At 59.7% G+C, this 25,665-nt stretch carries 36 protein-coding genes and 2 pseudogenes; 14 read left to right on the top strand and 24 right to left on the bottom strand.

The genetic code is table 11. The features are described 5' to 3' along the window. Positions 1–4: 4 nt before the first annotated feature. The 4 genes and pseudogenes from ACWNCF_RS01030 to ACWNCF_RS01015 form a co-directional block, all read right to left on the bottom strand. Positions 5–346, bottom strand: a complete 342-nt coding sequence (locus ACWNCF_RS01030; protein ID WP_449405703.1) for a TolC family protein — start codon at positions 344–346, stop codon at positions 5–7. Then, the gene (locus ACWNCF_RS01025; protein WP_449405702.1) at positions 276–1,280 is read right to left on the bottom strand and encodes a TolC family protein; all 1,005 of its coding nucleotides are present in this window, start codon (positions 1,278–1,280) and stop codon (positions 276–278) included. Before ACWNCF_RS01025 ends, ACWNCF_RS01030 begins: the two co-directional genes overlap by 71 nt. A 56-nt stretch (positions 1,281–1,336) precedes the next feature. Next, positions 1,337–2,464: pseudogene (locus ACWNCF_RS01020) on the bottom strand (FTR1 family iron permease); the annotation flags it as partial. Between the two features lie 27 nt (positions 2,465–2,491). Beyond that, positions 2,492–3,636 (bottom strand): IS3 family transposase gene (locus tag ACWNCF_RS01015; RefSeq protein WP_449405701.1). Its coding sequence is split into 2 segments (ribosomal slippage): positions 2,492–3,378 and positions 3,378–3,636, totalling 1,146 coding nucleotides; the frame shifts between segments, so codons are not numbered across the junction. A 223-nt stretch (positions 3,637–3,859) separates the two neighbouring features. On the opposite strand from ACWNCF_RS01015, the pseudogene ACWNCF_RS01010 reads away from it, so the two are divergent. After that, positions 3,860–4,026 (top strand): annotated as a pseudogene (locus ACWNCF_RS01010) (transposase domain-containing protein); the annotation flags it as partial. Between the two features lie 31 nt (positions 4,027–4,057). Here ACWNCF_RS01010 and ACWNCF_RS01005 read toward each other — a convergent pair. From ACWNCF_RS01005 to ACWNCF_RS00965, 9 genes are all read right to left on the bottom strand, one after another. Next, positions 4,058–4,270, bottom strand: coding sequence for a GDCCVxC domain-containing (seleno)protein (locus ACWNCF_RS01005; RefSeq protein WP_075791064.1), 213 nt, complete (start codon positions 4,268–4,270; stop codon positions 4,058–4,060). A gap of 4 nt (positions 4,271–4,274) precedes the next feature. Continuing rightward, positions 4,275–4,550, bottom strand: coding sequence for a mercury resistance system periplasmic binding protein MerP (gene merP, locus ACWNCF_RS01000; protein WP_075791065.1), 276 nt, complete (start codon positions 4,548–4,550; stop codon positions 4,275–4,277). Positions 4,551–4,562: 12 nt separating this feature from the next. After that, the gene (locus ACWNCF_RS00995; RefSeq protein WP_449405700.1) at positions 4,563–4,883 is read right to left on the bottom strand and encodes a mercuric transporter MerT family protein; all 321 of its coding nucleotides are present in this window, start codon (positions 4,881–4,883) and stop codon (positions 4,563–4,565) included. A gap of 70 nt (positions 4,884–4,953) precedes the next feature. Continuing rightward, complete coding sequence (locus ACWNCF_RS00990; RefSeq protein ID WP_449405699.1) at positions 4,954–7,920, bottom strand: Tn3 family transposase; 2,967 nt, start codon at positions 7,918–7,920, stop codon at positions 4,954–4,956. Between the two features lie 90 nt (positions 7,921–8,010). Further along, positions 8,011–8,574 (bottom strand): recombinase family protein, encoded by a 564-nt coding sequence (locus ACWNCF_RS00985; RefSeq protein WP_075791073.1) that lies wholly within the window; start codon positions 8,572–8,574, stop codon positions 8,011–8,013. 255 nt (positions 8,575–8,829) lie between these two features. After that, complete coding sequence (locus ACWNCF_RS00980; protein ID WP_053821759.1) at positions 8,830–9,624, bottom strand: sulfite exporter TauE/SafE family protein; 795 nt, start codon at positions 9,622–9,624, stop codon at positions 8,830–8,832. Between the two features lie 11 nt (positions 9,625–9,635). Further along, positions 9,636–10,073 carry a DUF6691 family protein gene (locus ACWNCF_RS00975; RefSeq protein WP_053821758.1) on the bottom strand — a complete coding sequence of 146 codons (438 nt, stop codon included), beginning with the start codon at positions 10,071–10,073 and terminating at the stop codon, positions 9,636–9,638. A gap of 10 nt (positions 10,074–10,083) precedes the next feature. Further along, complete coding sequence (locus ACWNCF_RS00970; RefSeq protein WP_053821757.1) at positions 10,084–10,515, bottom strand: YeeE/YedE family protein; 432 nt, start codon at positions 10,513–10,515, stop codon at positions 10,084–10,086. A gap of 12 nt (positions 10,516–10,527) precedes the next feature. After that, positions 10,528–10,836, bottom strand: a complete 309-nt coding sequence (locus tag ACWNCF_RS00965) for an ArsR/SmtB family transcription factor (protein ID WP_053821756.1) — start codon at positions 10,834–10,836, stop codon at positions 10,528–10,530. A 124-nt stretch (positions 10,837–10,960) separates the two neighbouring features. Here ACWNCF_RS00965 and ACWNCF_RS00960 point away from each other — a divergent pair, with 124 nt between their 5' ends. The 4 genes from ACWNCF_RS00960 to merR all read left to right on the top strand — a co-directional run bounded on the left by ACWNCF_RS00960 (position 10,961) and on the right by merR (position 13,785). Beyond that, positions 10,961–11,710, top strand: a complete 750-nt coding sequence (locus ACWNCF_RS00960; protein WP_053821755.1) for an MBL fold metallo-hydrolase — start codon at positions 10,961–10,963, stop codon at positions 11,708–11,710. A 28-nt stretch (positions 11,711–11,738) separates the two neighbouring features. Continuing rightward, the gene (locus ACWNCF_RS00955; RefSeq protein ID WP_053821754.1) at positions 11,739–12,167 is read left to right on the top strand and encodes a beta-lactamase hydrolase domain-containing protein; all 429 of its coding nucleotides are present in this window, start codon (positions 11,739–11,741) and stop codon (positions 12,165–12,167) included. 201 nt (positions 12,168–12,368) lie between these two features. Then, positions 12,369–13,043 carry a TlpA family protein disulfide reductase gene (locus ACWNCF_RS00950; protein WP_226994866.1) on the top strand — a complete coding sequence of 225 codons (675 nt, stop codon included), beginning with the start codon at positions 12,369–12,371 and terminating at the stop codon, positions 13,041–13,043. A gap of 355 nt (positions 13,044–13,398) precedes the next feature. Next, complete coding sequence (gene merR / locus ACWNCF_RS00945) at positions 13,399–13,785, top strand: Hg(II)-responsive transcriptional regulator (protein WP_449405698.1); 387 nt, start codon at positions 13,399–13,401, stop codon at positions 13,783–13,785. Positions 13,786–13,870: 85 nt separating this feature from the next. Here merR and ACWNCF_RS00940 read toward each other — a convergent pair whose 3' ends face one another. The 5 genes from ACWNCF_RS00940 to ACWNCF_RS00920 all read right to left on the bottom strand — a co-directional run bounded on the left by ACWNCF_RS00940 (position 13,871) and on the right by ACWNCF_RS00920 (position 15,499). Continuing rightward, the gene (locus ACWNCF_RS00940; protein ID WP_449405697.1) at positions 13,871–14,077 is read right to left on the bottom strand and encodes a hypothetical protein; all 207 of its coding nucleotides are present in this window, start codon (positions 14,075–14,077) and stop codon (positions 13,871–13,873) included. 12 nt (positions 14,078–14,089) lie between these two features. Then, a complete protein-coding gene (locus ACWNCF_RS00935; protein ID WP_449405696.1) occupies positions 14,090–14,437 on the bottom strand; it encodes an urease accessory protein UreH domain-containing protein in 348 nt (115 codons plus the stop codon). Between the two features lie 75 nt (positions 14,438–14,512). Beyond that, on the bottom strand, positions 14,513–14,791 hold the full coding sequence (locus ACWNCF_RS00930) for a hypothetical protein (protein WP_449405695.1): 279 nt from the start codon (positions 14,789–14,791) through the stop codon (positions 14,513–14,515). Next, positions 14,788–14,946, bottom strand: a complete 159-nt coding sequence (locus ACWNCF_RS00925; RefSeq protein ID WP_449405694.1) for a hypothetical protein — start codon at positions 14,944–14,946, stop codon at positions 14,788–14,790. Before ACWNCF_RS00925 ends, ACWNCF_RS00930 begins: the two co-directional genes overlap by 4 nt. Before the next feature lie 106 nt (positions 14,947–15,052). Further along, positions 15,053–15,499, bottom strand: a complete 447-nt coding sequence (locus ACWNCF_RS00920; RefSeq protein WP_449405693.1) for a heavy metal-responsive transcriptional regulator — start codon at positions 15,497–15,499, stop codon at positions 15,053–15,055. 116 nt (positions 15,500–15,615) lie between these two features. Between ACWNCF_RS00920 and ACWNCF_RS00915 the strand changes: the two genes are divergently transcribed. The 6 genes from ACWNCF_RS00915 to ACWNCF_RS00890 all read left to right on the top strand — a co-directional run bounded on the left by ACWNCF_RS00915 (position 15,616) and on the right by ACWNCF_RS00890 (position 20,298). Then, positions 15,616–15,930 (top strand): heavy-metal-associated domain-containing protein, encoded by a 315-nt coding sequence (locus ACWNCF_RS00915; RefSeq protein ID WP_449405692.1) that lies wholly within the window; start codon positions 15,616–15,618, stop codon positions 15,928–15,930. Between the two features lie 293 nt (positions 15,931–16,223). Beyond that, positions 16,224–17,345: a heavy metal translocating P-type ATPase gene (locus tag ACWNCF_RS00910; RefSeq protein WP_449405691.1), complete on the top strand. Its 1,122-nt coding sequence runs from the start codon at positions 16,224–16,226 to the stop codon at positions 17,343–17,345. Beyond that, the gene (locus ACWNCF_RS00905; protein ID WP_449405690.1) at positions 17,330–18,082 is read left to right on the top strand and encodes an HAD-IC family P-type ATPase; all 753 of its coding nucleotides are present in this window, start codon (positions 17,330–17,332) and stop codon (positions 18,080–18,082) included. The genes ACWNCF_RS00910 and ACWNCF_RS00905 overlap by 16 nt, the downstream gene beginning before the upstream one ends. A 24-nt stretch (positions 18,083–18,106) precedes the next feature. Next, on the top strand, positions 18,107–18,334 hold the full coding sequence (locus tag ACWNCF_RS00900) for a heavy-metal-associated domain-containing protein (RefSeq protein WP_075791070.1): 228 nt from the start codon (positions 18,107–18,109) through the stop codon (positions 18,332–18,334). A 158-nt stretch (positions 18,335–18,492) separates the two neighbouring features. After that, complete coding sequence (locus tag ACWNCF_RS00895; protein WP_075791071.1) at positions 18,493–19,689, top strand: MFS transporter; 1,197 nt, start codon at positions 18,493–18,495, stop codon at positions 19,687–19,689. Between the two features lie 279 nt (positions 19,690–19,968). Beyond that, the gene (locus ACWNCF_RS00890; protein WP_308632806.1) at positions 19,969–20,298 is read left to right on the top strand and encodes a YnfA family protein; all 330 of its coding nucleotides are present in this window, start codon (positions 19,969–19,971) and stop codon (positions 20,296–20,298) included. Positions 20,299–20,345: 47 nt separating this feature from the next. Here ACWNCF_RS00890 and arsH read toward each other — a convergent pair whose 3' ends face one another. From arsH to ACWNCF_RS00860, 6 genes are all read right to left on the bottom strand, one after another. After that, the gene (arsH, locus tag ACWNCF_RS00885) at positions 20,346–21,062 is read right to left on the bottom strand and encodes an arsenical resistance protein ArsH (protein WP_258844102.1); all 717 of its coding nucleotides are present in this window, start codon (positions 21,060–21,062) and stop codon (positions 20,346–20,348) included. Further along, positions 21,059–21,481: an arsenate reductase (glutaredoxin) gene (gene arsC, locus ACWNCF_RS00880; RefSeq protein ID WP_258844231.1), complete on the bottom strand. Its 423-nt coding sequence runs from the start codon at positions 21,479–21,481 to the stop codon at positions 21,059–21,061. The genes arsH and arsC overlap by 4 nt, the downstream gene beginning before the upstream one ends. A gap of 25 nt (positions 21,482–21,506) precedes the next feature. Further along, positions 21,507–22,787 carry an arsenic transporter gene (locus tag ACWNCF_RS00875; RefSeq protein ID WP_075791084.1) on the bottom strand — a complete coding sequence of 427 codons (1,281 nt, stop codon included), beginning with the start codon at positions 22,785–22,787 and terminating at the stop codon, positions 21,507–21,509. 74 nt (positions 22,788–22,861) lie between these two features. Beyond that, the gene (locus tag ACWNCF_RS00870; protein ID WP_075791085.1) at positions 22,862–23,341 is read right to left on the bottom strand and encodes an arsenate reductase ArsC; all 480 of its coding nucleotides are present in this window, start codon (positions 23,339–23,341) and stop codon (positions 22,862–22,864) included. Positions 23,342–23,377: 36 nt separating this feature from the next. Further along, entirely contained in the window at positions 23,378–23,722 is a 345-nt protein-coding gene (locus ACWNCF_RS00865; RefSeq protein WP_075796165.1) for an ArsR/SmtB family transcription factor, read from the bottom strand. 61 nt (positions 23,723–23,783) lie between these two features. Next, positions 23,784–24,296, bottom strand: a complete 513-nt coding sequence (locus tag ACWNCF_RS00860) for an arsenate reductase ArsC (RefSeq protein WP_449405689.1) — start codon at positions 24,294–24,296, stop codon at positions 23,784–23,786. A gap of 233 nt (positions 24,297–24,529) precedes the next feature. Between ACWNCF_RS00860 and ACWNCF_RS00855 the strand changes: the two genes are divergently transcribed. Genes ACWNCF_RS00855 through ACWNCF_RS00845 form a run of 3 tightly spaced genes read left to right on the top strand, consistent with a single transcriptional unit; the run spans position 24,530 to position 25,644 of the window. Beyond that, entirely contained in the window at positions 24,530–24,979 is a 450-nt protein-coding gene (locus tag ACWNCF_RS00855; RefSeq protein WP_449405688.1) for an FAD-dependent oxidoreductase, read from the top strand. Position 24,980: 1 nt separating this feature from the next. Beyond that, complete coding sequence (locus tag ACWNCF_RS00850) at positions 24,981–25,325, top strand: hypothetical protein (RefSeq protein ID WP_449405687.1); 345 nt, start codon at positions 24,981–24,983, stop codon at positions 25,323–25,325. Next, entirely contained in the window at positions 25,273–25,644 is a 372-nt protein-coding gene (locus ACWNCF_RS00845; RefSeq protein ID WP_449405686.1) for a hypothetical protein, read from the top strand. Before ACWNCF_RS00850 ends, ACWNCF_RS00845 begins: the two co-directional genes overlap by 53 nt. Positions 25,645–25,665: the final 21 nt, after the last annotated feature.

Below are 25,665 nucleotides of genomic sequence, written 5' to 3'. Positions count from 1 at the left end.
TCAATCAGTCCTTATAAATTGGGTCGAGGTGTCCGAGCAGTCGCGCCAGACGAGCGCGGGCGTCGTGAAACGTGGCCAAGGCGTCGATGGCAGCTTCCTGCGTCTGTGACAGAGAGCGTTCGGCCTCAATCAGATCGAGTTGCGAAAACTTGCCCTCGGCGTAGCCGATACGCGCGATACGCGCCGCCTCCTGGGCCGCAGCTAGCTCGGGACCGCTCGCAGATATGGCGCTCGCCCTAGCGTCAGTGACGTCGGCCCGGGCAGATGCAAGGGCTTCAGCGAGGTCTAGTGCGGCAGCGTTGCGTTCTGCTTCCGCCTTGTCCAGTTCGGCCCTCGCACGGGCCACCTCTGCATCGCCCCGGTTGAACAGGGGAAGTGGAATCGATAGCGCGACGACTGCTGGCGGTGTCGCTTGTTTCCTTTATCCGGCGCGTACCTGCGCTGACGGTCAGGTCTGGGATGCGGGCGCGACGCGCGCTATCTACGCGCGCACGGGCAGCCGCCACCTGGGCCTCGGCGGCCGCGCGTGACAGCGAGCTTTCTGGCGCATCGATCCCGGCTTCTGCACTCGTATCGTCGAACCACGGCGCCACGATTGCCAATGGTTGTGTTGCCCCGATTAATCGGGCCAGGTTTGCTCGCGCCACTTCTGTCGCACGCGCGGCACGACCTGCGTCGACATCCGCTCTGAGACGCTGGGCGGACGCTCTCTGTTCGTCGATAGGGGAGACCTTGCCGGCACCAACGCGAAGGTGTGCGACGCGTTCAGTCTGCACTGCCAGTTCCCGCCGTTGATCCGCTATCCTGAGACGCCGTTCGCTTGCCGCGACGGCAATGAACGCCTGGGTTATTTTTAACGTCAGGTCTGCTTTGGCGACGGCAACACCAATTTGTGCCGCCGACTGCTCGGCTTGTGCGACCCGAGTGCGGGAACTACGTTTCCCGCCAAGTTCCAGCGGCATCGCGACAGAGTAGGTCGTTTCGCTTCCGCCGAACCGTGCATAACGACCTGTGCCAAGAATGTTTTCAGCTTCCACGGATAATGTCGGGTTTGGAAGCAATCGTGCGGCCTGCACTGCAGCGTCGGCACTATCGACCGCGGCCTTGGCGCCCTGAACCCCAGGTGCACTTTCCTGAGCGCGTGCAACAGCTTCCCGCAATGTGAATGCCTGTCCAGTCGCAAATACTGTTTCAGCATGAAGCGGCTGTGCCGTCGACAAGACATTGGATAGTATCGCTATGAAGAGGAATTTCGATATGTTATGAGAGCAGTTCGCCATGCAGAACCTTTACGTACGGATATTCGCTATTTATAAACTCTGCAGTTACTGGAGGGTCAAGCACTTTCTGCGTTCAAGTTTTTTCTAGAGCGCAGATTGTATGTAACGGAAATAATTACGACGGCGACGAGCAGCAGTTGGGCTGTCAAGGTCTGCAAAGACGGGTAAATACCAAGAATCTCGATGTGCGGAGCGCTAACCGCCGTGTTCTCGAATATCCCCACTTTTTGCAGAGCGGCCACTCCCTTTCCGATCAATACCGTGGCGAGCACCGCAACCAGGGCTGAGCTGAATGCGAAGAACTGGCTTATCGGCAGACGCGCAGACGACCGCAGCAGGACGACTGCGATCGCGCTTAAAATCGCGATTCCGCACCCCAGACCTGCGAGCATGTACGGACCGTTCCCATCGCTCCACAGAGCCGCGTAGAACAGTACTGTTTCGAAGACTTCACGATAGACGGTCACAAAAGACAAGGTAAACAGCATTAATGCCGAGCTCTTTGTCAGTGCCGAAGATAGCTTGTCGCGCACATACGCCTGCCAGCGGCCGGCAAGACTCTTCTGGTGCATCCAGATTCCCACCGTGAGCAGGACAATAGCGGCAAACACGGCGGAGAAGCCCTCTGTCATTTCGCGGCTGGCGCCAGACACATCTACAAGATAGGTGGCCACTCCCCAGGTCGCGGCGCCGGCAGTCAATGCGGCGACCCAGCCCGCGTGAATGTACGGCAGAACATCGCGACGATCAGCCTTCTTCAGGAAAGCGATCATTGCAACTACCACCAGCAACGCTTCTATGCCCTCCCGCAGCAGGATCGTCAGTGCACCGATGAAGGTCGAGAGTGGATCGCTGGCTCCGCCAAGCGCCGCCTGGGCTTCGGTCAACAGGTCCTGAAGGCGCTGCTCGATAACCCGCGCTTCGGCTGGTTTTCCCGACGTGATAGCGCTTCGAAACGCGCCCATCGTCGTTTCGATGTGGTTGAACAAAGATTCATCCTTTGCCGCAAGTGCAGGTTCTACCGGCTCGAATCCATCGAGATAGGCAGACAGTGCCAGCCGCGATGCGCCTTGCATATCGCCTTTGTCGATAGCCGCCACGCTCTCTCGCAGCTTCGCCTTCGCCAATGGCAAGGTGTCTACGGTAGCGGCGCCTGCCGACGCCGGGGTTGACCGCAGGTTGGCCTTCCCCAAATTCCACGGACACATCCGTTAGGCGCATTGTAGATTTTCGAATTGTACCGGGCTGACGTAGCCCAATGTTGAGTGCCTGCGTTTTGGGTTGTAGAACCTTTCAATGTAGTCGAAGACGTCCGCTCGTAGCTCGTCTCTGGTTTTGTAGAGCCGCTTACTGAGGCGTTCGGTCTTCAAGGTCGAGAAGAAGCTTTCCATCGCCGCGTTGTCCCAGCAGTTGCCCCGTCTGCTCATGCTGCACACGATGCCATGTGCCGCGAGCAGCCGTTGAAAATCCTCGCTCGTGTACTGCGAGCCCTGGTCCGAATGGTGCAGAACAGCTCGGGGCCGCCCGCGCCGGAAGACCGCCATCAGCAAGGCATCCATCACCAACTGCGCCGTCATCGTCGGCTGCATCGACCAACCGACCACGCGCCGGGAGAACAGATCCAGCACGACTGCCACGAAGAGCCAGCCTTCAGCGGTCCAGACGTAGGTGAAGTCGGCCGCCCACTTTTGGTTTGGCGCGGTCGCTTCGAACTGGCGATCCAGCAGGTTGGGCGCGATCGAATGCACGGTCGCTTCCAATTGGCCTGGCGTGCGGCGACGCTTGTGCCTGGCTTTGATGCCAGCGGCATTCATCAGCTTGGCGACACGGTTTTCGCTGCAGGTCTCTCCGGCATCGCGCAGATCGCGATATACACGTGGTGAGCCATATGTTCCATCGCTCCCTTGGTGGCTAAGCCGAATCGCCTTCAACAACCGCTCGTTCTCTTGCTCGCGTGCGCTTAATGGCCGGTCAAGCCAGTCATAGAAGCCGCTCGCGGAAACCCCTAGTACACGGCACATCGTTCGCGTTGGCCAGATCGCCCGATGCTTGACGATGAAGCCGTACTTCACTTGGGGTCGGCAGCGAAGTAGCCGAGCGCCTTTTTTAGGATGTCGCGCTCCGTCTTAACCTTGGCGAGCTCGCGTCGCATCCGTTCATACTCGGCGACCGAAACCTTATCACTGGCCTTGGTGTTCACCTCGCTCTCATCCAGCCCGCGGCACCAGCGCCCCAGCAGATTTGCGCCGATCCCAAGGTCGCGTGCGATCGCCGACTTGTTCGCGCCTGGTTGACTAGCTAACTTGACCGCTTCGCGCTTAAACTCTTCTGAAAAGAACCTTCGTTCACGTGACATGCATTACCTCCGATAGTGACATCATACCTATCGGATGTGTCCGTCAAAACTGGGGAAGGCCATCGCCACGAGTTTAGTTGATGGGTGTTACGAATGCCTGGCAGGCCGACGAGGAGTGCGATACCCCCAGCCGGAATCGGCCCGGCCCTAGCTAGTGCCACCGTCCTCGCCTTTAAGCCTAGAGTCAGTTAGGACAGCGTACCATGAACAAATTCCTGAAAATGAACGTGGCGGCGAGCGCGAGGCCGCCGCCTATTCGCTGATCGGCATGGCGAAAGTGACTGGCGTGGGTTCTGAGACATGGTTGCGCCATGTGCTTGCCATATTGCCGACCATCCGGTGAATCGCATCGACGAGTTTTTGCCGCCGGATTGCGCGGAAGTGCTGTCGTCAGCAATAGCGAAGCTCCAAGGAACGTACGTTAGCCACAGCAGGGACGCTCCAGTTGAATCGGCGGGCACTTCACCGTACCGTATGAGCAAAAGACACAGCAGTCACCGGCCTTTGGCCGCAGCACGACGGCACAGCCTTCGCACTCGTAGTAGAACTGGCATGCATCAGTCGGCATGGTTTCCAGTTTGCTCAGCCCGCAATGCGGACAGGTCAGGGTCGACTCTAAAATTGCCTCGGTCATCGCATCACTTCCTGACGGTCGAAGGGAAGCCTGCGTCAGCGGTCGCTTTGGTCAGCATGGAGACGTTGGCTTTGTCCGTATCCAGGTGCACGGTGGCCGTCTTGTGCACGAAGTCGATGCTCACCTCGCTCACGCCAGGAACGTGTTCAAGCGCCTTCTTGACCGTGATCGGGCATCCGGCACAGGTCATGTTTTGCACGTTAAGGGTAAGCGTTTCTGAGGTGCCGGCGAAGGCTGATCCGCTCAGTAACACGGACACGATTAATGTAGAAATACGCATCGGGAAATCCTTTTAATAGAACAGCGGGGCGTACAAGGGAAACGTCAGCAGTAGTACGGAGGGGACGGCAACGAACCAGAACATGATGCGCTGGTTCCTGAGGACACGGTCAACGGCGCAGGCGTCGCCAAGCGCGCAGGCGCGCCGGCGCAGGTACAAGTTGTGGAAGGCGGCTCCTAAAAATAGCACCGTCAGCGCGGTGAAGTAGGGGCTGTAGGGTTCGAACGCAATCAGGTGAGATGCCCATCCGCCGCTAATGCCGAGCAGCAGGAGGATGAGCGGACCGGCGCAACATGCTGAGGCGCCAAGCGCCGCCAACGCGCCTGCGACCAAGGATCCCTTCGTTCCGATTGCCATGCTGGGGCGAACAGGGAAAACGGAAAAAATCGGGCGCTAAGCCCTATCACCGCTCCTTGAAGTCCCGCAGCGGCCGGTATTTCCCCTCATCGACCTTCCGGTTCTGCCTCCAGACGTAATCCCCGGTCAGGTTGATGTGCTCCCAGCCCAAGGGCGACAAGAATTGCAGCAGGCGGGCGTCGGGGAGCTTGCCCGACTCGCGCAAGGCCTGCGTTGCCCTCTCCAGATAGACCGTATTCCACAGCACGATGGCGGCTGTCACCAGGTTCAGGCCGCTGGCGCGGTACCGTTGTTGCTCGAATGTCCGGTCGCGGATTTCGCCCAACCGATGAATGAAGACCGCCCTGGCCAGCGCGTTGCGCGCCTCCCCTTTGTTCAAACCGGCGTGCACGCGGCGGCGCAGCTCGACGTTCTGGAGCCAGTCCAAGATGAACAACGTGCGTTCGATCCTGCCCAGCTCGCGCAGCGCGATCGCCAAGCCATTTTGCCGCGGGTAGCTGCCGAGCTTGCGCAGCATGAGGGAGGCCGTGACGGTCCCATGCTTGATCGAGGCGGCCAGGCGCAGCACGTCGTCCCAATGAGCGCGCAGGTGCTTGATGTTCAAACTACCGCCGATCATGGAGCGGAGTGCCGGGTGGTCCGCTACCTTGCCGGGCACGTACAGCTTGGTGTCGCCCACGTCGCGGATGCGTGGCGCGAAGCGGAACCCGAGCAAGTGCATCAGCGCGAACACGTGGTCCGTGAACCCGGCAGTGTCAGTGTAGTGCTCCTCAATGCGCAGATCCGATTCATGGTACAGCAGGCCGTCCAGCACATAGGTTGAATCGCGAACGCCGACGTTGACCACCCTGGTGCTGAAAGGGGCGTATTGGTCCGAGATGTGGGTGTAGAACAGCTTGCCCGGCTCGGCGCCGTATTTCGGGTTGATGTGGCCCGTACTCTCCGCCCGTCCGCCGGCGCGGAAGCGCTGGCCGTCCGACGAGGACGTCGTGCCGTCGCCCCAGTTCTCAGCGAACGCATGCTTGAACTGGGCATTGACGAGATCGGCCAGGCCCGCCGAATATGTCTCGTCCCGGATGTGCCAGGCCTGCAACCAGGACAGCTTCGCATAGGTCGCCCCCGGGCTGGATTCCGCCATCTTGGTCAGGCCGAGATTGATCGCGTCGGCCAGGATCGCCGACAACAGCAGCGTGCGGTCTTTGGCCTGTTCGCCGCTCTTGAGGTGGACGAAATGGCGGGTGAATCCGGTCCAGTCGTCCACGTCCATCAGCAGCTCCGTGATCTTGATACGAGGCAGCAGGCCGCCGGTGATGTCGATCAGCGCCTGGGCCTCTTCCGGAACCACGGCATCCTGCGGGCTGATCCGCAGTCCGGTTTCGGTGATAATCGCGTCGGGCAGTTCATTGGTCAGCGCCAGGTGGTTGACCTTGGCCAGTTGCTGTTCGAGCAGCAACAAGCGGTTATGCAGGTATTGGTCACAGTCCTGGTTGACCGCGATCGGCAGTTCGCACGCTGTCTTCATGGCGCCGAATTTCGCCGTCGGCAGCAGGTATTCCTCGAAGTCGCGGAACTGGCGCGATCCCTGGACCCAGATATCGCCGGACCGCAGCGAATTCTTCAACTCCGACAGCACGCAGATTTCGTAGAAACGGCGGTCAAGCCCCTCGTCGGTAATGACGAGCGGCTTCCAGCGCGCCTTGACGAAAGTGATTGGTGCGTCGTCGGGCACCTTGCGCGCGCCGGTCATATTCATTTCGCGCAGCACGTCGATTGCGTCGAGCACCGCTTGCGCGGCCGGCGCCGCCTTCAGCTTGAGCCCATCCAGGAACTCGGGTGTATAGCGGCGCAGCGTGCTGTATTGGTCGCCGACCAGCGACAGGTGGTCGAACGACTCGGGCTGCGCCAGCTGGCCGGCCTCGGTGACGCTCAGCGCGAACTCAGACCATGGAAGGATCGCCTCGATCGCGGCGTATGGGTCGCCGCCCGATTCCTTGGCTTCAACCAGTGCTCGGCCGACCTTCGAATACAGCCGCACCTTGTCGTTGATCGCCTTGCCCTGCTTCTGGAAGTCCTGCTGATGCTTGTTCTTGGCGGCGCTGAACAGCTTGATCATGATTCGGTCGTGCAGGTCGACCAGTTCGTCCGTCACGGTGGCCATGCCCTCGATGGCCAGCGCCGCCAGCGTCGCGTAGCGTCGCTCATCCTCGAACTTGGCTAGGTCGCGCGGCGTCATCTGCGCGCCTTCGCGGGCCATCTTCAGCAGCCGGTTCTGGTGGATTTGGCGGCCCAGCCCGTCCGGCAGGGCGAGCGACTGGAACACTTTGAGGCGTTCGATGTGCTCGCGCATGTAGCGGGAATTGGGCTTGAGCGGCGACTGGCGGAGCCACACGAGCCAGGTAATGCTCATGTCAGGCGCGACGTTGAGCAGGTTGTCCAGGGAGCGCTTGTGGTGGCGCTCCAGCGGCTCGATCAACGTGCGATAGAGCCGCCGGTTCGCCCTCGTCACGGCCTCGGCGCAGGCGCGCTCGATGACGGTCAACGCCGGCAGAATGATGCGCTTCTGGCGCAGCGTTTCGAGGGAATGCGCAGCCAGGATCATGGCCTTGTCGGTCTGCATGGCGAGGTCAGCCAGGCTGTGTACCAGCTTGCGGAAATCAGGCAGGCCAAACACGGACAGCCCGAGGTAAGCGCGCAGCTCGTGCAGGTGCTCGTTGCGCGTTTTCTCCCGTCCGCCATATTCCGGCCAGGCGCCGGCGTCGCCGCGCACCTGCTTGGCAACCCAATGGATCACAGGATCTGGCAGCATGGTGTCGCTGGCCAACGCGTAGCCAGGGTAGCGCAGCAGGCACATCTGCACGGCGAAGCCGAGGCGGTTTGCGGCGCCACGGCGTTGCCGGATCAACGCCAGGTCGGCGTCCGTGAAGCTATATTGTTGGATCAGATCATCCTGACTTTCGGGCAACACGAGCAGGCTGTCGCGTTCAGTATCGGAAAGCAGTGAGCGGCGTGGCATTTGTTCGATTTCTTGGAAATCTGATGAAAGAGAAGCACATGGAGCAGAGAATCCGGGCTCAGGGCTGTCCGATCATGAGTGCATGAACGTTCATACGGTGCGCGTTTTTAGGTACTGGTAGAGGGTTTCTCGACTGATGCCAAGGTCGCGGGCCACGACCGCTTTCGGCTCGCCGGCGGCGACCCGAGTGCGTAGCTCAGTCACACGCTCGGGCGCGAGCGCTTTTTTGCGGCCACGGTAGGCCCCACGTTGCTTGGCCAGCGCGATCCCCTCGCGCTGCCGTTCACGGATCAGGGCGCGCTCGAACTCGGCAAAGGCGCCCATGACCGACAGCATCAGGTTCGCCATTGGCGAGTCCTCACCGGTAAAGGCCAAACACTCCTTGGCGAACTCGATGCGTACGCCGCGCCTGGTCAGGCTCTGCACAAGGCGCCGGAGGTCATCCAGGTTGCGGGCCAAGCGGTCCATACTGTGCACGACCACGGTATCCCCCTCGCGCACGAAGCCCAGCAGCGCTTCCAGCTGCGGCCGTTGAGTGTCTTTGCCCGATGCCTTGTCGGTGAATACCCTGTCGACTTGTGCATGTTCGAGCTGCCGGTCCGGGTTCTGGTCGAAACTACTGACCCTGACGTAACCGATTCGTTGGCCCTTCAAGGAACCTCCTTGTTGTGAATGTCAGGCTGAAATCTATGAGCCTTCCGGTCAGGTGTCAATAAAATGTTTATATGACTCTATCCTGACGCATTTTGCAGGGCCCTCCTGACGCCTAATTGGGGTGTAGCCTAAGCTCACATGCTTAGGTGACGGCGAAAATGCGAACGGGGTTTCTTAATGCTGTTCTACGAACGAGTGATTCTCTGGCCAAGAGAGCCAGCAGGAGCATATGGGTTGTGTTATCGATCGTTTCCTCTACAGTGATTTAAAAGTCATCATTGCAGCGACCCCGAGACATATCACCCCGAAAGCAGCTTTCAGATACTTTTGCGGAAGCCGCGAGGTGAGCACACTGCCGACTCCCATCCCGACTATGCTTCCTGCTGCGAACGGGAGCGCGACACCAAGGGGAAATTTTCCTGTAGATAGGCTGGCCGCTACGCCAGTTAGCGAAACAAGTGCGATAACACCGAGCGAGGTAGCGACGACCGATTGCACCGCTAAATCCGTGAAACGCTGCAAGGCCGGCACCATGACGAACCCGCCGCCTACCCCGAGCAAACCGGACAGAATGCCCGCAATGGCACCTGCGATCGATAAGGCGCCGGCGCACTTGCTCGTCCAGATAAACCGTCCACTCATGTCGTCCCGAATGCAGGGTCGATCCAGAGTAAGAGAGGTGGACTCGACACTGCGGCCGACGATTTCACGGAAGGTTTTATATGCGACCCAGGCGAGAATAGCGGCAAACAACAGGCTGAGCAGTCGCGTGTCCAAACGGTGAGCCAACCATACACCGAGTGGCGCGAGCAGGATGCCAGTGCCGGCAATGAGCACGGTCGCGCGGTAGCGCACAATCCCAGCCTTTAAGCCCATCAAAGCACCTGCTGCGGCAGAAACACCGACGGCGAGCAGGCCAACGGGGCCGGCTTCGGCGATCGTTAAGTGCATGCCGAAGACAAGAAGTGGGACCGCGAGAATGCCTCCCCCAGCTCCTGTCAGACCCATGACAATACCTACCACCGCCCCCAAGAGAAGACCCGTAATCATCACAGCCCCGGTTACGCGGCCGGTGATGCGGCTTTGGCTTTTGCTCGTTCGAGCAGTTCAAACAACGCCATTCCGACCAGCATGGCGATGAAGAACAGCAAGGGTTTGGCGCCGCCTTGTGCGAGCGATGCGAGCGCAGGACCGGGACAATAGCCGGCCAGGCCCCAGCCGACGCCGAACGCGAGTCCGCCGAGCACGAGACGGCGGTCAATTTGCGTAGCCGTCGGCAAGCGCATGGCGTCGCCCAGGATCGATCTCGGACGTTTGGCCGCGAACGGAAACACCAGCGCGCCGACGACTACAGCGCCGCCCATCACGAACGCAAGCGACGGGTCCCAGTTTCCGGCCAGGTCCAAAAAGCCGAGCACCTTCGCGGGGTCGCTCATGCCGGACAAAATAAGCCCCAAGCCGAACAACAGGCCGACCAACAGCGACATGAAGATTTTCATTTTTGCTCCCTTAGCCGACAAGATGGCGAACAACGTAGACGGTCACGAATCCGGCGGACATAAAGGCTACGGTAGCCACCATCGAACGCGGGGAGCGACGCGACAGCCCGCACACGCCATGTCCGCTAGTGCAGCCCGAACCGTAACGGGTACCGATCCCTACCAGCAGTCCGGCCAGGATCAAGACCGGGTAACCGGCCTCGATGTGCACTTGGGGCAGGGGAGCGATGCTTGAAAACACGAGAGGAGAAAGCACTAGGCCGCCCACGAACGCAAGACGCCAGGCGATATCGCCCCTTGCGGGCGTTAACAGGCCACCCACGATGCCACTGATGCCCGCAATTCTTCCGTTAAATACCAAGAACAGTGCCGTGGCTATTCCGATCATCAGCCCACCCGCCAGCGACGTCCAGGGCGTGAAATTGTTCCAGTCAATCATCATTACAGCCTCCTATTACGTTGGGCAGTAAAGTTGGTACAACACCTGTAGCACTGCCAGTGCCTCACTACTGGAGATGCTGTAGAAGATCTGCTTGCCCTCACGGCGCGTATTCACTAGTCGCTCTTCGCGGAGCACGGTCAGCTGCTGTGAAAGCGTAGGCTGCAAGATCCCAGTGATGGTTTCCAGCTCTTTGACCGAGAACTCGCCCTGCGTCATCTGGCATAGCAAGAGCATACGGTCGGGGTTGGACAGTACCTTCAGAAGCTTGCTAGCCTCCCCAGCTGCGGCATGCAGTTTCACTAAATCAATTTGCTTTGGCATGGCCACGTAGATCCGTTTAAAAGTAACACTTTACACGAACATTATACCATAACATAATATATTAAACGTAGAGACGATGATCCATGTGTCGAACTCTGATCACGACGACTATTAAGGAGCGCTCATGATTTTTAGACAACTGTACGAACCCCTGTCGAGCACTTATACCTATCTGCTGGGGGACGAGGACACGGGACAGGCAGTCCTCATCGATCCCGTGATTGCGACCATGGATCGGGATCTGGCCGAGGTGCACAGGTTAGGTCTGACCTTGGCTTACACGGTCGATACCCATATCCATGCCGACCACATCACCGCAGCTTTGGAAATGAAGCGTGCCGTGGGTAGCAAGATTGCCGCGCCTGCCTACGATCAGTTGTCATGTGCCGATGTCGGCATCGAAGAAGGCAGGCCATTTCAGGTCGGGGGTATTACTTTGCAGCCCCTGCATACCCCCGGCCATACCGACGGGCACTTTGCCTATCTTTTAAATGACCGCGTATTCACAGGCGACGCCTTACTTATCGAGGGGTGTGGCAGGACTGACTTTCAAAACGGTGATGCCGATGCGCTCTACAAAAGCGTGCGAGAGAAGCTGTTTGCTTTGCCCGACGAAACCTTGGTCTACCCGGCGCACGACTACCAGCAGCGTTTTGTCTCCTCGATCGCGCAGGAAAAGAAGCGTAATCCCCGCCTGGGCGGGGAAAAGACGCTCGAAGAGTTCAGGGACATCATGGCCAAGCTGAACCTTCCATACCCTAAGTTCATTGACTACGCTGTCCCGGGGAATAAGCAATGTGGCGTCTGTCCCCCAGACCTGCCAGAGAACTTGGCCAGCTATTGCCGCCAGATGACCCAGAGCCCGCAGGGCTGACGTGCCGCTAACCAACGGAGAAATTGAAATGACAAACTTCAAGCAAATAGGGGATGGCCTGTTCATCGGTCCCCAGCCTTCGGGGCAGGATTTGGTGGAGGCGAAGCAGCAAGGCATTCACACCGTAATTGACATGCGTACGCCTGGGGAAACGGCCACCTCGAACGCCGAGTTGGTCAGGAACAGTGGACTGGATTACTTCAATGTACCAGTCAACAAGACAGCCCTGTCAGAGCAGCAGATTGACGAGTTAAGTCAAGTAATGCAGAGAACACAAGGGCCGCATTTACTGCATTGCGCCACTGGCACGAGGGCCGCGTTGCTGCTCGCGCTTAGTCGTGCAAAGCAGAATGGGTGGACAGCGGAACGCACGTTCGAGGAAGCGCAAACCATGGGGTTCAACCTTCAGGGTTCCGCTGATTTCGCCAGCTTCGTCAGGCAAGTCACGGCCAAATAGATGTTCATTCGCAACTAGAACTGCAAGTTAAAGTTCACAAATTTCGATTCAGGGAGCCACTTTTTGGATGCTGTACGATTTGGGCCGCTCGTCGTCCCTGTACAAGTAGCACTACTCTTAGCAGGCATAACGCTTGCCCATTCTGTTGCCGCGTGGTTCCGCACGAGGCGCGGTGTCGATCCGGGCCCCGTTCTTTGGAAGATGATCGTGTTCGGTTTCCTCGCCGGACGCTCGATCTTCGTATTAAGACATCATGAGATTTATTCCAATGCTCCATTGTCGATCATCGACTTTCGTGATGGAGGCTTCGACAACCTGGCCGGTTTCGCGACGGCCGTTTTGGTTGGCATGGAATTGTCACGGCGCTCGACGACACTACGTAGGCCGCTTCTGACTGCAACCTTGACGGGTTGCTTTGTCTTTTTCGGAGGAAGTGCGCTGAATCATGCCCTTACGCCGGTGGGTGTGCCTGTCCCGACAATTGAGGTACGCCGCCTCGACAACACAACTGTGCCGCTCAGTGCCTTTGTGGGCCGCCCCTTGATTATCAATCTTTGGGCAACTTGGTGTCCGCCGTGCCGACGTGAGATGCCTGTATTAAAGGCTGCACAGCTAGCCCATCCAGAAATCCACTTCGTGTTTGCGAATCAAGGAGAATCAGCAGCAACCGTACAAAGCTACCTCGACGCGAATGGGTTACAAATGCCAAATATCGTTCTCGATCCGGCCAAGCAGGTAAGTGCCCGAACTGGTTCGTCTGGTTACCCCACAACGCTGTTCTATGATGCTCAAGGCCGGCTATACAAGCGGCATATGGGTGAGCTTTCGCGCGCAACACTAACCGAGAAAATCGACAGCTTCTTCGGCTCTCGCTGAGCACTGGGATACCGCTGCTGTTTTATGTCAGCTCTGATGTTCGAGATGATGACATGGCCAGGCTGCCGCCGTTACTGCATGAGCACATCAACATGCTTGGCCAGTATTCCTACTCTGTGTTGGAAGCAGTAGCCAAGGGCTGGCTGCGGCCACTGCATAACCCAGCAAGCAACGAAAAAGTCAGGAGTGGCCTTAACCTGGTTTGCCGTTCCGCTGCACCTCGACCCCTCATTATGTCTTAGCGCCTGATTTTTTCCGTTTTCCCTCTTCACCCCATGCTCGCTCCAAACAGCTTTTATGGTGAAACAGGATAAACTCCGTACACATATACGGAGTAAAGTACATGACAGAGAAAATGACCATCAGCCGCTTGGCCAGCGCCGCCGGCGTGAATGTGGAGACGGTCCGGTTCTATCAACGAAGTGGACTGATCGATGAGCCGGCGCGGCCGTACAGCGGCTACCGCACCTATGCGGGCGAGGATGTACGCCGGATTCGCTTCATCAAGCGGGCACAACACCTTGGCTTTACGCTCGATGAAATCGCGAGTCTTCTCAAGCTGGAAGGCTCGCAGACCTGTGCCAGCACCCGCGACCTGGCAGCGAAGAAGCTCGCCATGGTAGAGGCTAAATTAAGCGATCTGCTTGCAATGAAGACAGCGCTCGCAACGATGGTATCGCGCTGTGATAGCGAGCATCCTGGTGCCGGTTGCCCAATAATCCAGGCACTGATCGATGACTGATTTCTTTCACGTCCTTGCCAGTGGCCGGCCAGTCGCAGCGGCAAACAAGGTGTTAACGGTTCGCATCTTACCTGCAAGAGCGTTCTCAAGGTATTAATCGACTCTCAGAGGAGAAAACAAGCCGGAGGTGGCGCGTCCTTCGTGCCTGTTCATCGGCCTGGTCGCGCTCGGACAGTGCTTCCAGTGCCTGGAGTAGGAACTCGGCAATTTGCCAGTCCTTCTCCCTGCACGCGCGTCCGAATGCCGCTGTGATGTCATCAGATAACGTGGTCGATTCGCTCATGGCGATCACCGTTGAGGCGGCTCACGCCGCCAGCGATGGAATGATGAAGAAATAGGCGTTCAGCATGTATAGCCCCGCCGCGATCAGCGCGATGCCACCGATGACTTCGAACGTTTTCGAGTATTTGGAAAATGGCTTCAAGTTCTCCAGCCAGCCTATAGCCCACGCCCCCAAGCCAACAGGGATCGAGCGCCCGATCGCGAATGCCAACAGCAACGCAGCGCCCAGTAGTGGCGAGCCGGCCGAAGCGGCCCCTCCCAACAGGACCAGCAAGGCTGGCGTGCAAAATGGGCAGACCGCTACCGAGAAGACCATGCCCAACGTGAAGGCGCCCCAAACGCCGGTAACACGCCGCGCGCGAACGGACACGGTCGGGAGCGGCAATCGAAGCCAGCCCGGCCAGATCAGACCGAGGAGAATCAGGAACGGCCCAAGCACGAGTCTTCATTGGCGCCCGAGCAGGCGCGCGACCCAAAGTCCGCTCAGGCCGGCCAGCAACCCGAGCAGCACGTGCATCGCGAGCATGCCAAGAATGAACATGCTTCCAAAGGTGATGGACTCGCTCCGGTCCCGCGCCTTTGTGACGTAAGCGAGCGACACCGGGATCGCCGCGACGGCCACGGGATTCAGGCTGAAGAAGAGACCGGTCAGAAACCCTACGCCAACAGCAGCGAAACCGGCATGCTGGACGGCTTGCCCCAGCGCTGAGGGATCCATGATCATGACCTTTCCACGCTGGCCGCCTTACGAGCGATGGCAGCGGCAAACTGCTTCACGTTTGGCAGCGCCGGGAACTCGAGCACTCCCTCGATGGCGATGGCCGGCAAGGTAAGCACCCCAAGTTCGACGGCATATTCCATATGCTCGAGCACGTTCAACTCGCACCACTCGACGTCAGGGATGCACTGGCTGGCAAGTCTGCCTTGAGATTCTCACGATTGGCAGCGCATTTGTCGCAGCCTGGTGCGTAGAACAGTTCAATCTTCACGTTTTTCCTTCGTTGTCGGAAGATGTGCTTGCCTTCTCGAGAGCCGCCAGGATCGGGCAGCCGTTGATAGGGTGGGTTTCATTGGCACAGTCAGCGATCAAATGGTCCAGCGCCTTGGACATGGCCGAGAGTGCCCGTATCTTTCCCTCCACCTGCAGCTTCTTTTCGATCGCCCGCTGCCGGACATCGCCACAGCAGGCCTTGCTCTGGCCGCGCAACACCAGCAACTGCTGGATTTCGCCCAGCGTGAAGCCGCAGTCCCGCGCCTGTTTGATGAACCGGAGCCGGACGACCGAATCCTCATCATAGAGCCGGTAACCGCCTTCGCTCTTGCTCGCCGGAGCGAGTAGGCCCTCGCGCTCATAAAACCGCAGCGTATCGACCGTCACGCCCGACAATGTTGCCAGTTTTCCTATCGTTATCACTTGCACCTCCGATTGCATTCTAAACCCTGGAGGTAGGTCCAGAGTCAAGCCCTGTCTTGCGAGCGAAAAGGCCTTGACCCTTGACTATGCTCCAGCCTTCAGAATGGCGGCATTCGACAACTTCGGACCAACTCATGAGCACGGCTGAAAGCACTCTGGAGGCTTCTTCTAATCTGGAAAGCCCTATGTGGACACAGGAACTAGGTAGCCACCCCGACCGGATGCGCATGCGAGCGCGGGTCGCCGGGATGCACTGCTCACTTTGCACGGGCACGATTGAAAAGGCGCTGCGCCAGCACCCGGGCGTCGACGCCGTGGCCGTCAGCCTTACGCACGAGCAGGCGCTGGTGGAGTACGACCCGGCCAAGGTTCGGCCACAGGTACTGCTGGAGACCTCTGCGCCAGATGGGCTACAGCATTTCGGATCCACGCAAGCTAAAGCCCTTTGAAGAGGATGAACGCGATCTGGTACATGGAGCAAGGCGGTTTCTTTGGGCGACGTTCTTCAGCCTGGGGTCGCTGACGCTGGTCGCGCGGCCGGGGGATTTCTGGTACGCACTACTCGAAGCGTTTGTCGCCGTATCGCTCATTGCGGCGGTGTTCCTCGTATTGCGCCCGCGCGGTTGGGCGCAAGCGACTGCAGGAACACTCCTTGCGCTGGTCGAAGTCATTGGCCTGACATGGCTGCGGCAAAGCGGGCGGATGGGGGGGCCACGAAGCTTGGCTCGCTGCCGTTCTTGCCGTGGTAGTCGTCTTCGTGCTCGCGCGGCAAATCCTTTACATCGCCTGGCAATCGCTGCGACGCCGGATCATCAACCAGCACGTCTTGCTGGAAGGAGCGGCGTTTGCGGGCCTGGCCGGCGGCGTGTACGGCATCGTTGCCGGCGGCCCGACCTTTCCGGCAGCCCCCTTCTTCTGTGTGGCTGTCATGGTCTGCAATTACCACATCTTTTCGGAGTGGCTATCGCTAATCGTGAAGACGCGCAGCTCGCAAGCGGTGCGGCGCTTGCTTGATCTGCAGCCCGACACCGCGTACGTGCTGCGTAATGGCCAGGAACAAGAGCTTCCGATCGAACAGGTCGTTATCGGCGACCTGGTGCGTGTCCGTCCTGGCCAGCGTATCCCGGTCGACGGCGTCGTGGCCGACGGCCATTCGTCCGTCGACGTCTCGCTGGTCACCGGCGAGCCGCTTCCGGTCGAGTGCAGGGCCGGCGGCACTGTCGTCGGGGGATCGATGAACGGACTGGGTACATTACTTGTTCGCGTGACCGCGGTCGGAGCAAGCAGTTTTCTGCAGCGCGTAGTGCAAGAGGTCGAGGATGCCCGCGCCTTGAAGCCCGGAATGCTGCACCTGGTCGACAAGGTGCTGAAGCTCTACGCTCCTGCCGTGCTGTCGCTGTCCGCACTTTCCTTTCTCGCCTGGTGGATTCTCCCTTTGCTGACCGGCAACAGCCCGGGCATCGAGCGTGCCGTGTTTGCAGGCCTTACGGTTCTCGTGATGGGCTACCCTTGCGCCCTCGGCATCTCGGCGCCGCTGGCGATCGTTCGCGGTGCTGGCGGAGCTGCGGAGCGCGGCATACTGATGCGCACGGGCGAAGCCTTCCAGGGGTTGCGGCTGGTGACACACATCGTGTTCGACAAGACGGGGACGCTTACCGAAGGCAAGCCGGATCTGCTTGAACTGGAAGCTGTGAGCGACACGGAAGACGAATTACTTGGCGTGGCGGCCGCGGTGGAAACGGCTTCGGAGCACCCGCTGGCAAAAGCCGTAATGACTGCAGCGCTGGAACGCGGGATTGGACTGCCGCCGCTCGACCACTTTGAAGCGGTGCCGGGCCGGGCCGGGGCGTGCGGGCGACGCTGAAGAATCAAATGGTCCTGGTCGGAAATATTGTGTTTTTCAAAGAGCAGGCAGTGCCCTTGGGGGACATCGAGTCGCGGGTACGAACGCTGGAAGAAAAAGGCGGGACCGTCGTTCTCGTAGCGCGCGAGAACGCAGTTCTCGGGTTGCTCGCCTTCGGTGATGCCGTTCGGCCGAACGCCAAATATACGATAGACCGGCTACGCCAGGCAGGAATACGCACGATCCTGATGAGTGGCGATAACAGGGCTGCCGTCGAGCGTGTAGGAAACGAGGTCGGGGTCGATGAGGTTCATGCAGGCTTGCTTCCGCAGGAGAAGGCAAGCCTGATCAGGACGATGCAGCAAGCCGGAAGTGTCGCGATGGTCGGCGATGGGATCAACGACTCGGTCGCCCTGATGCAGGCAAACGTCGGAATCGCGATGGGGAATGGCGCCGACATCGCGATTGATGCGGCGGACATCATCATCTTGAACAACCGCCTGGAAGCGGTTCTGGATGCCCGCGAGATCAGCCGCTGGAGCTACCGCAAGATGTTGCAGAACGTCTGTCTGGCCATCATGTTCAACGGGATCGGGATCCCGCTTGCTGCGACCGGCCTGGTCTACCCCATCTGGGCGATGGCGGCAATGGCGTTCAGCGTCACCGCCATTTTTTCGAACTCGCTACGCGGTCGGCCCCGCCTCTTCTTCGATGCGATTTTGAGCGTCGGACGCGCGGCGGAGCCGGTCAGGATTTGAACTGTTATAGGAAAGGATATCAACATGATTGCCAAGGTCGATTTCGAGGTGATTGGCGAGGAGAAGATGCATTGCGGTGGCTGCGAGACCCGGGTCCGTTTTTCGCTGGGACGGATGCCCGGCGTTCAAGAAGTGGTTGCCAGCGCGAAGACACAGCGCATCGCTGTTGTCATCACCCCCGAACTGGTGACAGCTGAACAAATATTGGCGACCCTGAAGATTGCGGGCTTCGAAGCCAGGATCTTGAGCTGATTGCGAGACGATTGACGACTGAAGTGCGCGGCGAGCATTCAACGTAAGTACATTTTGCCGCCATCCGCCAAGCGGGTTCAAGACACCGTCAGCTTGTCCTTGATGAAGAAGCAGCCGCCGCCGAATGATCACTATTTCCCGAAACGAGAATATTAACAATGACCTCAACGACCATTGATATGAACCGACAGCGCGAAGCGCTGCTACGCGTGCTCGCTGCCGCAACGTTCATCATCTTCTTTCAGGCCTTCATGGTGGCCCCCATCATTCCCCAGCTAGCGGCCACATTCGCGGTCTCGCCGCACGAAACCGGGTTCATCGTCCCTGCGTATCTCATTCCATACGGTGCGGCAACGCTCGCCTACGGTTTGTTGGCCGACCGCATCGGCATCTGGCGGATCATGGCCGCCTCGCTGTGCGCGTTTGCGCTGCTGACGTCCTTGACAGCTACGGCACAGTCGATCACGCAACTCGCGTTTTGGCGCCTGATGACCGGCCTCGGCGCAAGTGGCGTCGTGCCGCTGGCCCTTGTCCTGATCGGCCGGTTATTCCCTTATGAGCGGCGAGGGCGCCCCCTGGGCTGGCTGTTTGGCGCCATGGCCGGCGGTATGGCTTTCGGTTCCACCATCGGCGCCGTTCTGGAGCCGTACACTGGATGGCGCATCATCTTCATCGGCGTCGGCATCGCGGGGGCTGGCATCTTGGCCGTTCTGCTTCCGTATCGGAATCTGATCGCAGACGCGACCCAGTCCATCCAGGGCGGCTGGAGCATGCTATTTCAAGCATATCGCGGTCTGATCACATCGGCACGGGGCCAGCGTACTTATCTCTTTGTGTTGCTCAATTCGATTTTCCACTCGGGCGTCTTCACATGGCTCGGCTTGTATTTCGAGCGGCAGTATGGCCTGGGCCCCGTCGGTATCGGCTTGGCATTGCTCGGTTACGGCGTCCCCGGCTTTTTGTTCGGACCCTTGATCGGACGCGCCGCAGATCGCTTCGGCCGCGGGCGCATTGTGCCACTCGGCCTGGGCCTCGGCGCACTGGCCGCTGCAGCGCTGCTCTCGCATACATCGTTGCTGGTCGCAGCGCTTGCGGTAACTGTGTTGTCGCTGGGTTATGACATGACCCAGCCGCTGTTCGCCGGCATCGTGACATCCCTCGGGGGCCAGCGCCCAGGACAAGCGATGGGCCTGAACGTATTTATGTTATTCATCGGTTTCGGGCTGGGCAGTCTCATCTTCGGGGAGGTGCTGAGCTTATTTGACTTCGGAAAGGCATTGACCCTTTTTGCCGTGGTGGAAGCGGTACTTTGTTTACTCGCGTTTAGGCTTTTCCGTGAGGAAACCGCGTCCTGAACGGAAAGATGGATTAGGTTGGGGGGCGCTTTCAAGCATTGGCAGCGGCGCTTACAGCCTGGCGTCCAACTCCTGATCGTATAATGCCAGGTCCTCCCCTTTGGCAGACCATGCGGAAGGAGGCAGCGTTGTTAATGCGCATCGGCGAATGCACGCCAAAGCTGACAAGGTTTCCCGTCCGTTGGTCTTCGCCCTGGATTGTTACCAACAGGATTCTGCTACCTCGGTCGAGCACTGGCATGTAAAGCAGACGGATCCTCGTAGACGAAAGAAGAATTAATGATCTGGAAGACTGGACTGTTGTTCATTGCCACAGCCGTTGCGGAAATTGTAGGCTGTTTTCTGCCATATTTATGGCTTCGTAAGAATGGCCCGATCTGGCTACTTGCCCCGGCTGCAGCAAGCCTGGCACTCTTCGTGTGGCTGCTGACTTTACACCCTGCCGCCAGCGGCCGCGTGTACGCGGCATATGGCGGCGTCTACGTTACTACTGCACTGGTCTGGCTACGCGTGGTCGACGGCGTGAAGCTGTCGACCATGGACTGGGCTGGCGCGGCGATCGCTTTGTTCGGAATGGCGATTATTGTCTCCGGCTGGTCCAGAGGATGATTGGCCGCGGGTAAGAGGTCTGCTGGCGCCAACCCAGCCTCAGCAGTTCAAATTTTTTCGATCTGCCGATTGATCGCCTTGAGCGCACGCTCGTTGCGCTCGCTGTAGCGGTCGGTCAGAAAATCGGTTCGCCCCCGCATCAGCAACGTGATCTTGAAGAGCTCCTCCATCACGTCGACAACCCGATCGTAGTAGGCAGACGGTCGCATCCGGCCTTCGTCGTCGAATTCCTTATAGGCCATCGGCACTGAGGACTGGTTCGGGATCGTGAACATGCGCATCCAGCGCCCCAGCAGGCGCAGGGTGTTGACCACGTTGAAGGACTGCGAACCGCCGCAGACCTGCATCACCGCCAGCGTGCGGCCCTGGCTCGGCCGGATCGCGCCCATTTCCAGCGGAATCCAGTCGATCTGGTTCTTCATCACCGCCGTGATCGCACCATGGCGCTCCGGGCTGCACCATACCTGGCCTTCCGACCACAGGCACAGCTCGCGCAGCTCGACGACTTTCGGATGCGTCTCCGGCACGCTGCCGGCCATCGGCAGTTCCATCGGATCGAAAATCTTCACCTCTGCGCCGAAGTGCTCCAATATGCGCGCGGCTTCCTCGGTCAGGAAGCGGCTGAAGGAACGCTCACGCAACGAGCCGTACAGCATCAGGATGCGCGGCGGATGGCTCAGGTCGCCCACTGGCGCGAGCTTCTCGAGCGTAGGCTGGTCAAGCAGTTCGGGCTTGATGTTGGGGAGATTCGGGATTTTACTCATTTGATTCGCTTTCCTTGTTCGTCGACGACAGCTTCGCCGTCCTCTTTCGAGAAGGCGGCACGCTGCGGCGCCGGCAGGATGTCCAGCACGACTTCAGACGGCCGACACAGGCGGACACCGACTGGCGTGACGACGAAGGGCCGGTTGATCAGAATCGGATGCGCGAGCATCGCGTCGATCAGTTGCTCGTCCGTCGTCCCGGGATCATCCAGGCCGAGCTCCAGGAATGGCGTGCCTTTCTCGCGTACGGCGCCGCGAACCTGCAGGCCTGCGCGCTGAATCAGGTTGACCAGTGTTGCGCGGTCGGGCGGGTTCTTAAGGTATTCGATCACGGTCGGCTCGATGCCGGCATTCCGGATGAGGCCCAGCGTGTTGCGGGAGGTGCCGCAATCGGGGTTGTGATAGATCGTGACGTCCAGTGCCTTGTTCATGTTCGGTCCTTTCTCAGCTCAAGCGCAGGGCAAGCGCGCTCAGGGTCACCAGCAGGATCGGCAGGGTCAGGAGAATACCGATCCGGAAGTAGTAGCCCCAAGAGATCTGGATATTCTTCGCCGAAAGCACGTGCAGCCACAACAGCGTGGCGAGGCTGCCAATCGGCGTGATCTTCGGGCCGAGGTCAGCACCAATCACGTTCGCGTACACCATCGCTTCGCGCACAACACCCTGTGCCGTGGTGGCGTCGATTGCCAGCGCGCCCACGAGTACGGTCGGCATATTATTCATGATCGACGACAGGATGGCAGTGATGAAGCCGGTGCCGAGCGCTGCGCCCCACACGCCATGCTCGGCGCACCGGTTGAGCAGGGCAGTGAGGTAGTCCGTCAACCCGGCATTGCGCAGGCCATAGACCACCAGGTACATCCCCAGCGAGAATACGACCACCTGCCATGGGGCGCCGCGCAGCACCTCGCGGGTCGAGATCCGGTGCCCGCGCGCAGCGACAGCCAGCAGCAGCACTGCGCCAACCGCGGCCACGGCACTGATCGGGATGCCGGCAGCGTCGAGCCAGAAGAAGCCGACCAGCAGCATGCCCAGCACCCACCAGCCGGTGACGAAGGTGGCGCGGTCATGGATGGCCTCCTCGGGGCGTTTCAGTTGTGTCACGTCGTAGTTGGCCGGGATGTCCTTGCGGAAGAACCAGACCAGCGCGGCAAGCGTCGCGGCCACCGACACCAGGTTCACCGGCACCATCACTGCGGCGTAGCGCGCAAAGCCGATATTGAAATAGTCGGCCGAGACGATATTCACGAGGTTCGACACGACCAGCGGCAGGCTGGCAGTGTCGGCGATGAAACCGGCCGCCATTACGAAGGCCAGCGTGGCTTTCGGCGAAAATCGCAAGGCGACCAGCATGGCGATGACGATGGGCGTCAGGATCAGCGCCGCGCCATCGTTGGCGAACAGCGCGGCCACGGCCGCACCCAGCAAGACAAGAAGCACAAACAGGCGCCGGCCGCTGCCGCCGCCCCAACGCGCCACGTGCAACGCAGCCCACTCGAAGAAGCCGGCCTTGTCGAGCAGGAGGCTGATGATGATGACGGCCACGAACGCACCGGTGGCATTCCAGACGATATGCCAGACGGTGGGAATGTCACTGACGTGGATGACGCCCGCGAGCAAGGCCACGGCGGCGCCCGCGGCGGCGCTCCAGCCGATACCGAGGCCGCGAGGCTGCCAGATGACGAAGGTGAGGGTTATCAGGAAGATGAGAAATGCGATCAGCACGGAAGTCTTTCAGGGAGCTACGGGCACATGGACAAGCCGGGCAATGGCCCGGCTGACGTAACGGAAGGTGGCGTTCAGGCGCCGATATGGCCGATGCGGTCGAGTTCGGTCTTGAACTTCGCGCGGTCGGATTTCAACTTCTCGAGCGGCAGGGCGAGGAAGGCTTCGATACGTGCGCGGAGGATGGCGTAGGCCTTTTCGAAGGCGGCGTCGATTTCCTCTTCGGTACCGACGACGTGGCTTGGGTCTTCGACACCCCAATGCGTACGAAGCACCGGACCGAGGTAGGCCGGGCAGGTTTCACCGGCAGCGCTGGCACACACCGTTACCACGAGGTCAGGGGTGACGGGCAAATTGTCCCAGGACTTGCTGTAGTAGCCCTCGGTGGAAATGCCTTTGCTGGCGAGCAGGGCGAGCGCCTTGTCGTTCAACTTGCCGGTCGGTTGGCTGCCTGCGCTGATGGCGTGCCAGCCAGTTGGAGCCAGATGATTGAAGACGGCTTCACTGATGAGCGAGCGGCACGAATTGCCGGTGCAAAGAAAAAGTACGTTCACGGTAGACCTTAGGTTGAGAGGAAATAAGCGCAGAAATTAGCTTGTTTGGCTGGAAGCGATGGGCTCACATCCCGAGCCATTCGTTGGCGAACAAGGATTGCCGCCACAGCAGTTCTCGGTCAGGAAGCCCAGCAGCTGATTCATCGTGTCGAAGTTCGCTGCGTAAATGATGAAACGGCCTTCCTGGCGCGGAATCACCAGGTTGGCGTGGGTAAGTTCTTTCAGATGAAAGGACAGCGATGAGGGAGGCGTGCCGAGTGCCTCGGCAATCTTGGTTGCGGAAAGTCCTGCAGGGCCAGCCTGCACGAGCAAGCGAAAGGTTGCCAGCCTTGATTCCTGGGCGAGGGCGGCAAGCGCGGCAAGTGCGGGTTTCGTGTCCATGATCTCGTCCAAATATTCGATAGTTCCAGTATAGTGGAATTGACGCCTGTGCGGCAAGCCCTCACAGGAGCGGCACGTCCGAACGGCCGATGGCGGCCAGTTCCTTTTGGATAGCCAGGCGCGACAGCGTCGCAAACGGAAGCATGGAAAAGATGTCGAGGCGATTCTTGATCTCGCGGCATGTGCGGGCAAAGACCTGGCGATGCTCCCGGTCGCTGCCCACGAATGCTGCTGGATCTTCGAAGCTCCAATGCGCCGTGATCGGGTGCCCTGGCCAGCGGGGACACGCCTCGCCAGCGGCCTTGTCGCATACCGTGATCACGAAGTCCATGTGCGGAGCATCGGCAACTGCGTACTCATCCCAGCTTTTGCTGCGCACGCCCTGGACGGGGAAGCCGAGCCGTTCGATCTGTTCGATCGCAAAGGGATGCACCGAGCTGCCTGGATGGCTTCCTGCGCTGTAGGCGCGAAACCGGCCAGCGCTGGTGGCGTTGAGGATGGCCTCGGCAATAATGCTGCGCGAGGAGTTGCCGGTGCAAAGAAATAGTACGTTGAAAATCCTGTTGTCAGTCATGGCGGTCTCGACCTGTTCGGTTGGTTGATACGACACTTCCAAATATATCGAAACATCTTGACCGTTTGATGACAACGACGATATTCTATATTCGTCGATTAACGAATAACCGGTTCAGGCGCGCGTCCGGGTCTATCGCTGCGCTCATGCATTCGTAATTCGACGAAATAGGAAATGCCGAGGTTTGGCTGCGGACCAACAGAACTTTGCCTGACTAGACGAGGAGAGCAAGAATGAATAGCAACAAAAAACTGCCGGTGGCGGTGCTTGGAGCTGGGCCTGTAGGCCTTGCGGCGGCTGCGCACCTGATCGAGCGGGGCCTAACGCCGCTCATTCTCGAAGCTGGCCCCAAGGTAGGCGCCAACCTGGCCACCTACCGCCACGTGCGCCTGTTCTCGCCCTGGCAATACAACGTCGACAAGGCGGCCCGCCGCCTCCTGCAGCAGCACGGTTGGACTTCGCCGCCGGACGACGGGCTGCCGACCGCGGGCGAACTACTCGACGCTTACCTTACTCCGCTCGCAGCGACGCCTGCAATTGCGGCCAACCTGCTGCTCGGGCAGCGGGTCATTGCCATCACGCGCGTCGGTTTCGACAAGGTAAAGACCAAGGGCCGCGAGGCCGCACCCTTCCTGATCCGCACCGAAACGGCGGAAGGGGACTCGGCAGTACCTGGCCAGTGACGTGATTGACGCTACCGGCACCTGGTCGCATCAGAATCCGTTGGGTGCCGATGGCATCCCTGCGCTTGGCGAAGTGGTACTGGCGGCGCGCATCGACTATGGCATGCCTGATGTCCTTGGAAGCGCGCGTGAACGCTTTGCGGGCCGGCGAGTGCTGGTCGTGGGAGCAGGGCACTCCGCAGCCGGAAGCCTGCTCGCGCTCGCGCAACTAGCCGAGGCATATCCGAAGACCAGCATCGTCTGGGCAACCCGCGGCAGCAACCTGACCCGGGTGTTCGGCGGCGGCGAAGCCGATGGCCTGCAGGCACGCGGCCAGCTCTGGAATACGCCTGAAGGCCCTGCGTGACTCTGGTGGACTGGAATTGCGCCAGAACTTCCGGATCGAGCAACTGGAAGAAGTCGACGGCCGGATCCGCGTGACCGGAGAGCCGATCAGCGGCGCCACGCCGGTGATCGACGGGATCGACCGTATTATTTGCGCGGCCGGGGCGCGGCCCGACCTTGCGCTGACGCGCGAACTGCGCGTGCGCCATGACCCGTGGCTCGAGAGCACCGACGCGCTGGCGCCCCTGATCGATCCGAACAAGCACAGCTGCGGCACCGAAAAGGCGCCGGATCATCCAACTAACTCCTCCGTTTTAACCTTAGCAAGGACGATGAACTGAACTAGTAACGACATAACACAG

It is taken from the genome of Massilia phosphatilytica, assembly GCF_977014125.1.
Note: the sequence above shows the minus strand (reverse complement) of the source record. Positions and strands in the feature narration are given on the sequence as shown.

Excerpts from the sequence above, each read along its gene's own strand:
- merR (WP_449405698.1), top strand. The coding sequence starts at position 13,399 with ATGACCATCAGCCGCTTGGCCAGCGCCGCCGGCGTGAATGTGGAGACG.
- merP (WP_075791065.1), bottom strand. The coding sequence starts at position 4,550 with ATGCGTATTTCTACATTAATCGTGTCCGTGTTACTGAGCGGATCAGCC.
- ACWNCF_RS00865 (WP_075796165.1), bottom strand. The coding sequence starts at position 23,722 with ATGGACACGAAACCCGCACTTGCCGCGCTTGCCGCCCTCGCCCAGGAA.
- ACWNCF_RS00980 (WP_053821759.1), bottom strand. The coding sequence starts at position 9,624 with ATGATTACGGGTCTTCTCTTGGGGGCGGTGGTAGGTATTGTCATGGGT.
- ACWNCF_RS00975 (WP_053821758.1), bottom strand. The coding sequence starts at position 10,073 with ATGAAAATCTTCATGTCGCTGTTGGTCGGCCTGTTGTTCGGCTTGGGG.
- ACWNCF_RS00930 (WP_449405695.1), bottom strand. The coding sequence starts at position 14,791 with ATGATCATGGATCCCTCAGCGCTGGGGCAAGCCGTCCAGCATGCCGGT.
- ACWNCF_RS00915 (WP_449405692.1), top strand. The coding sequence starts at position 15,616 with ATGAGCACGGCTGAAAGCACTCTGGAGGCTTCTTCTAATCTGGAAAGC.
- ACWNCF_RS00990 (WP_449405699.1), bottom strand. The coding sequence starts at position 7,920 with ATGCCACGCCGCTCACTGCTTTCCGATACTGAACGCGACAGCCTGCTC.
- ACWNCF_RS00960 (WP_053821755.1), top strand. The coding sequence starts at position 10,961 with ATGATTTTTAGACAACTGTACGAACCCCTGTCGAGCACTTATACCTAT.
- arsH (WP_258844102.1), bottom strand. The coding sequence starts at position 21,062 with ATGAGTAAAATCCCGAATCTCCCCAACATCAAGCCCGAACTGCTTGAC.
- ACWNCF_RS00845 (WP_449405686.1), top strand. The coding sequence starts at position 25,273 with ATGGCCTGCAGGCACGCGGCCAGCTCTGGAATACGCCTGAAGGCCCTG.
- ACWNCF_RS00950 (WP_226994866.1), top strand. The coding sequence starts at position 12,369 with ATGATCGTGTTCGGTTTCCTCGCCGGACGCTCGATCTTCGTATTAAGA.
- ACWNCF_RS00900 (WP_075791070.1), top strand. The coding sequence starts at position 18,107 with ATGATTGCCAAGGTCGATTTCGAGGTGATTGGCGAGGAGAAGATGCAT.
- ACWNCF_RS00855 (WP_449405688.1), top strand. The coding sequence starts at position 24,530 with ATGAATAGCAACAAAAAACTGCCGGTGGCGGTGCTTGGAGCTGGGCCT.
- ACWNCF_RS00970 (WP_053821757.1), bottom strand. The coding sequence starts at position 10,515 with ATGATGATTGACTGGAACAATTTCACGCCCTGGACGTCGCTGGCGGGT.
- ACWNCF_RS00890 (WP_308632806.1), top strand. The coding sequence starts at position 19,969 with ATGATCTGGAAGACTGGACTGTTGTTCATTGCCACAGCCGTTGCGGAA.
- ACWNCF_RS00965 (WP_053821756.1), bottom strand. The coding sequence starts at position 10,836 with ATGCCAAAGCAAATTGATTTAGTGAAACTGCATGCCGCAGCTGGGGAG.
- ACWNCF_RS00895 (WP_075791071.1), top strand. The coding sequence starts at position 18,493 with ATGACCTCAACGACCATTGATATGAACCGACAGCGCGAAGCGCTGCTA.
- ACWNCF_RS00955 (WP_053821754.1), top strand. The coding sequence starts at position 11,739 with ATGACAAACTTCAAGCAAATAGGGGATGGCCTGTTCATCGGTCCCCAG.
- ACWNCF_RS01005 (WP_075791064.1), bottom strand. The coding sequence starts at position 4,270 with ATGACCGAGGCAATTTTAGAGTCGACCCTGACCTGTCCGCATTGCGGG.
- ACWNCF_RS01025 (WP_449405702.1), bottom strand. The coding sequence starts at position 1,280 with ATGGCGAACTGCTCTCATAACATATCGAAATTCCTCTTCATAGCGATA.
- ACWNCF_RS00860 (WP_449405689.1), bottom strand. The coding sequence starts at position 24,296 with ATGACTGACAACAGGATTTTCAACGTACTATTTCTTTGCACCGGCAAC.
- ACWNCF_RS00920 (WP_449405693.1), bottom strand. The coding sequence starts at position 15,499 with ATGCAATCGGAGGTGCAAGTGATAACGATAGGAAAACTGGCAACATTG.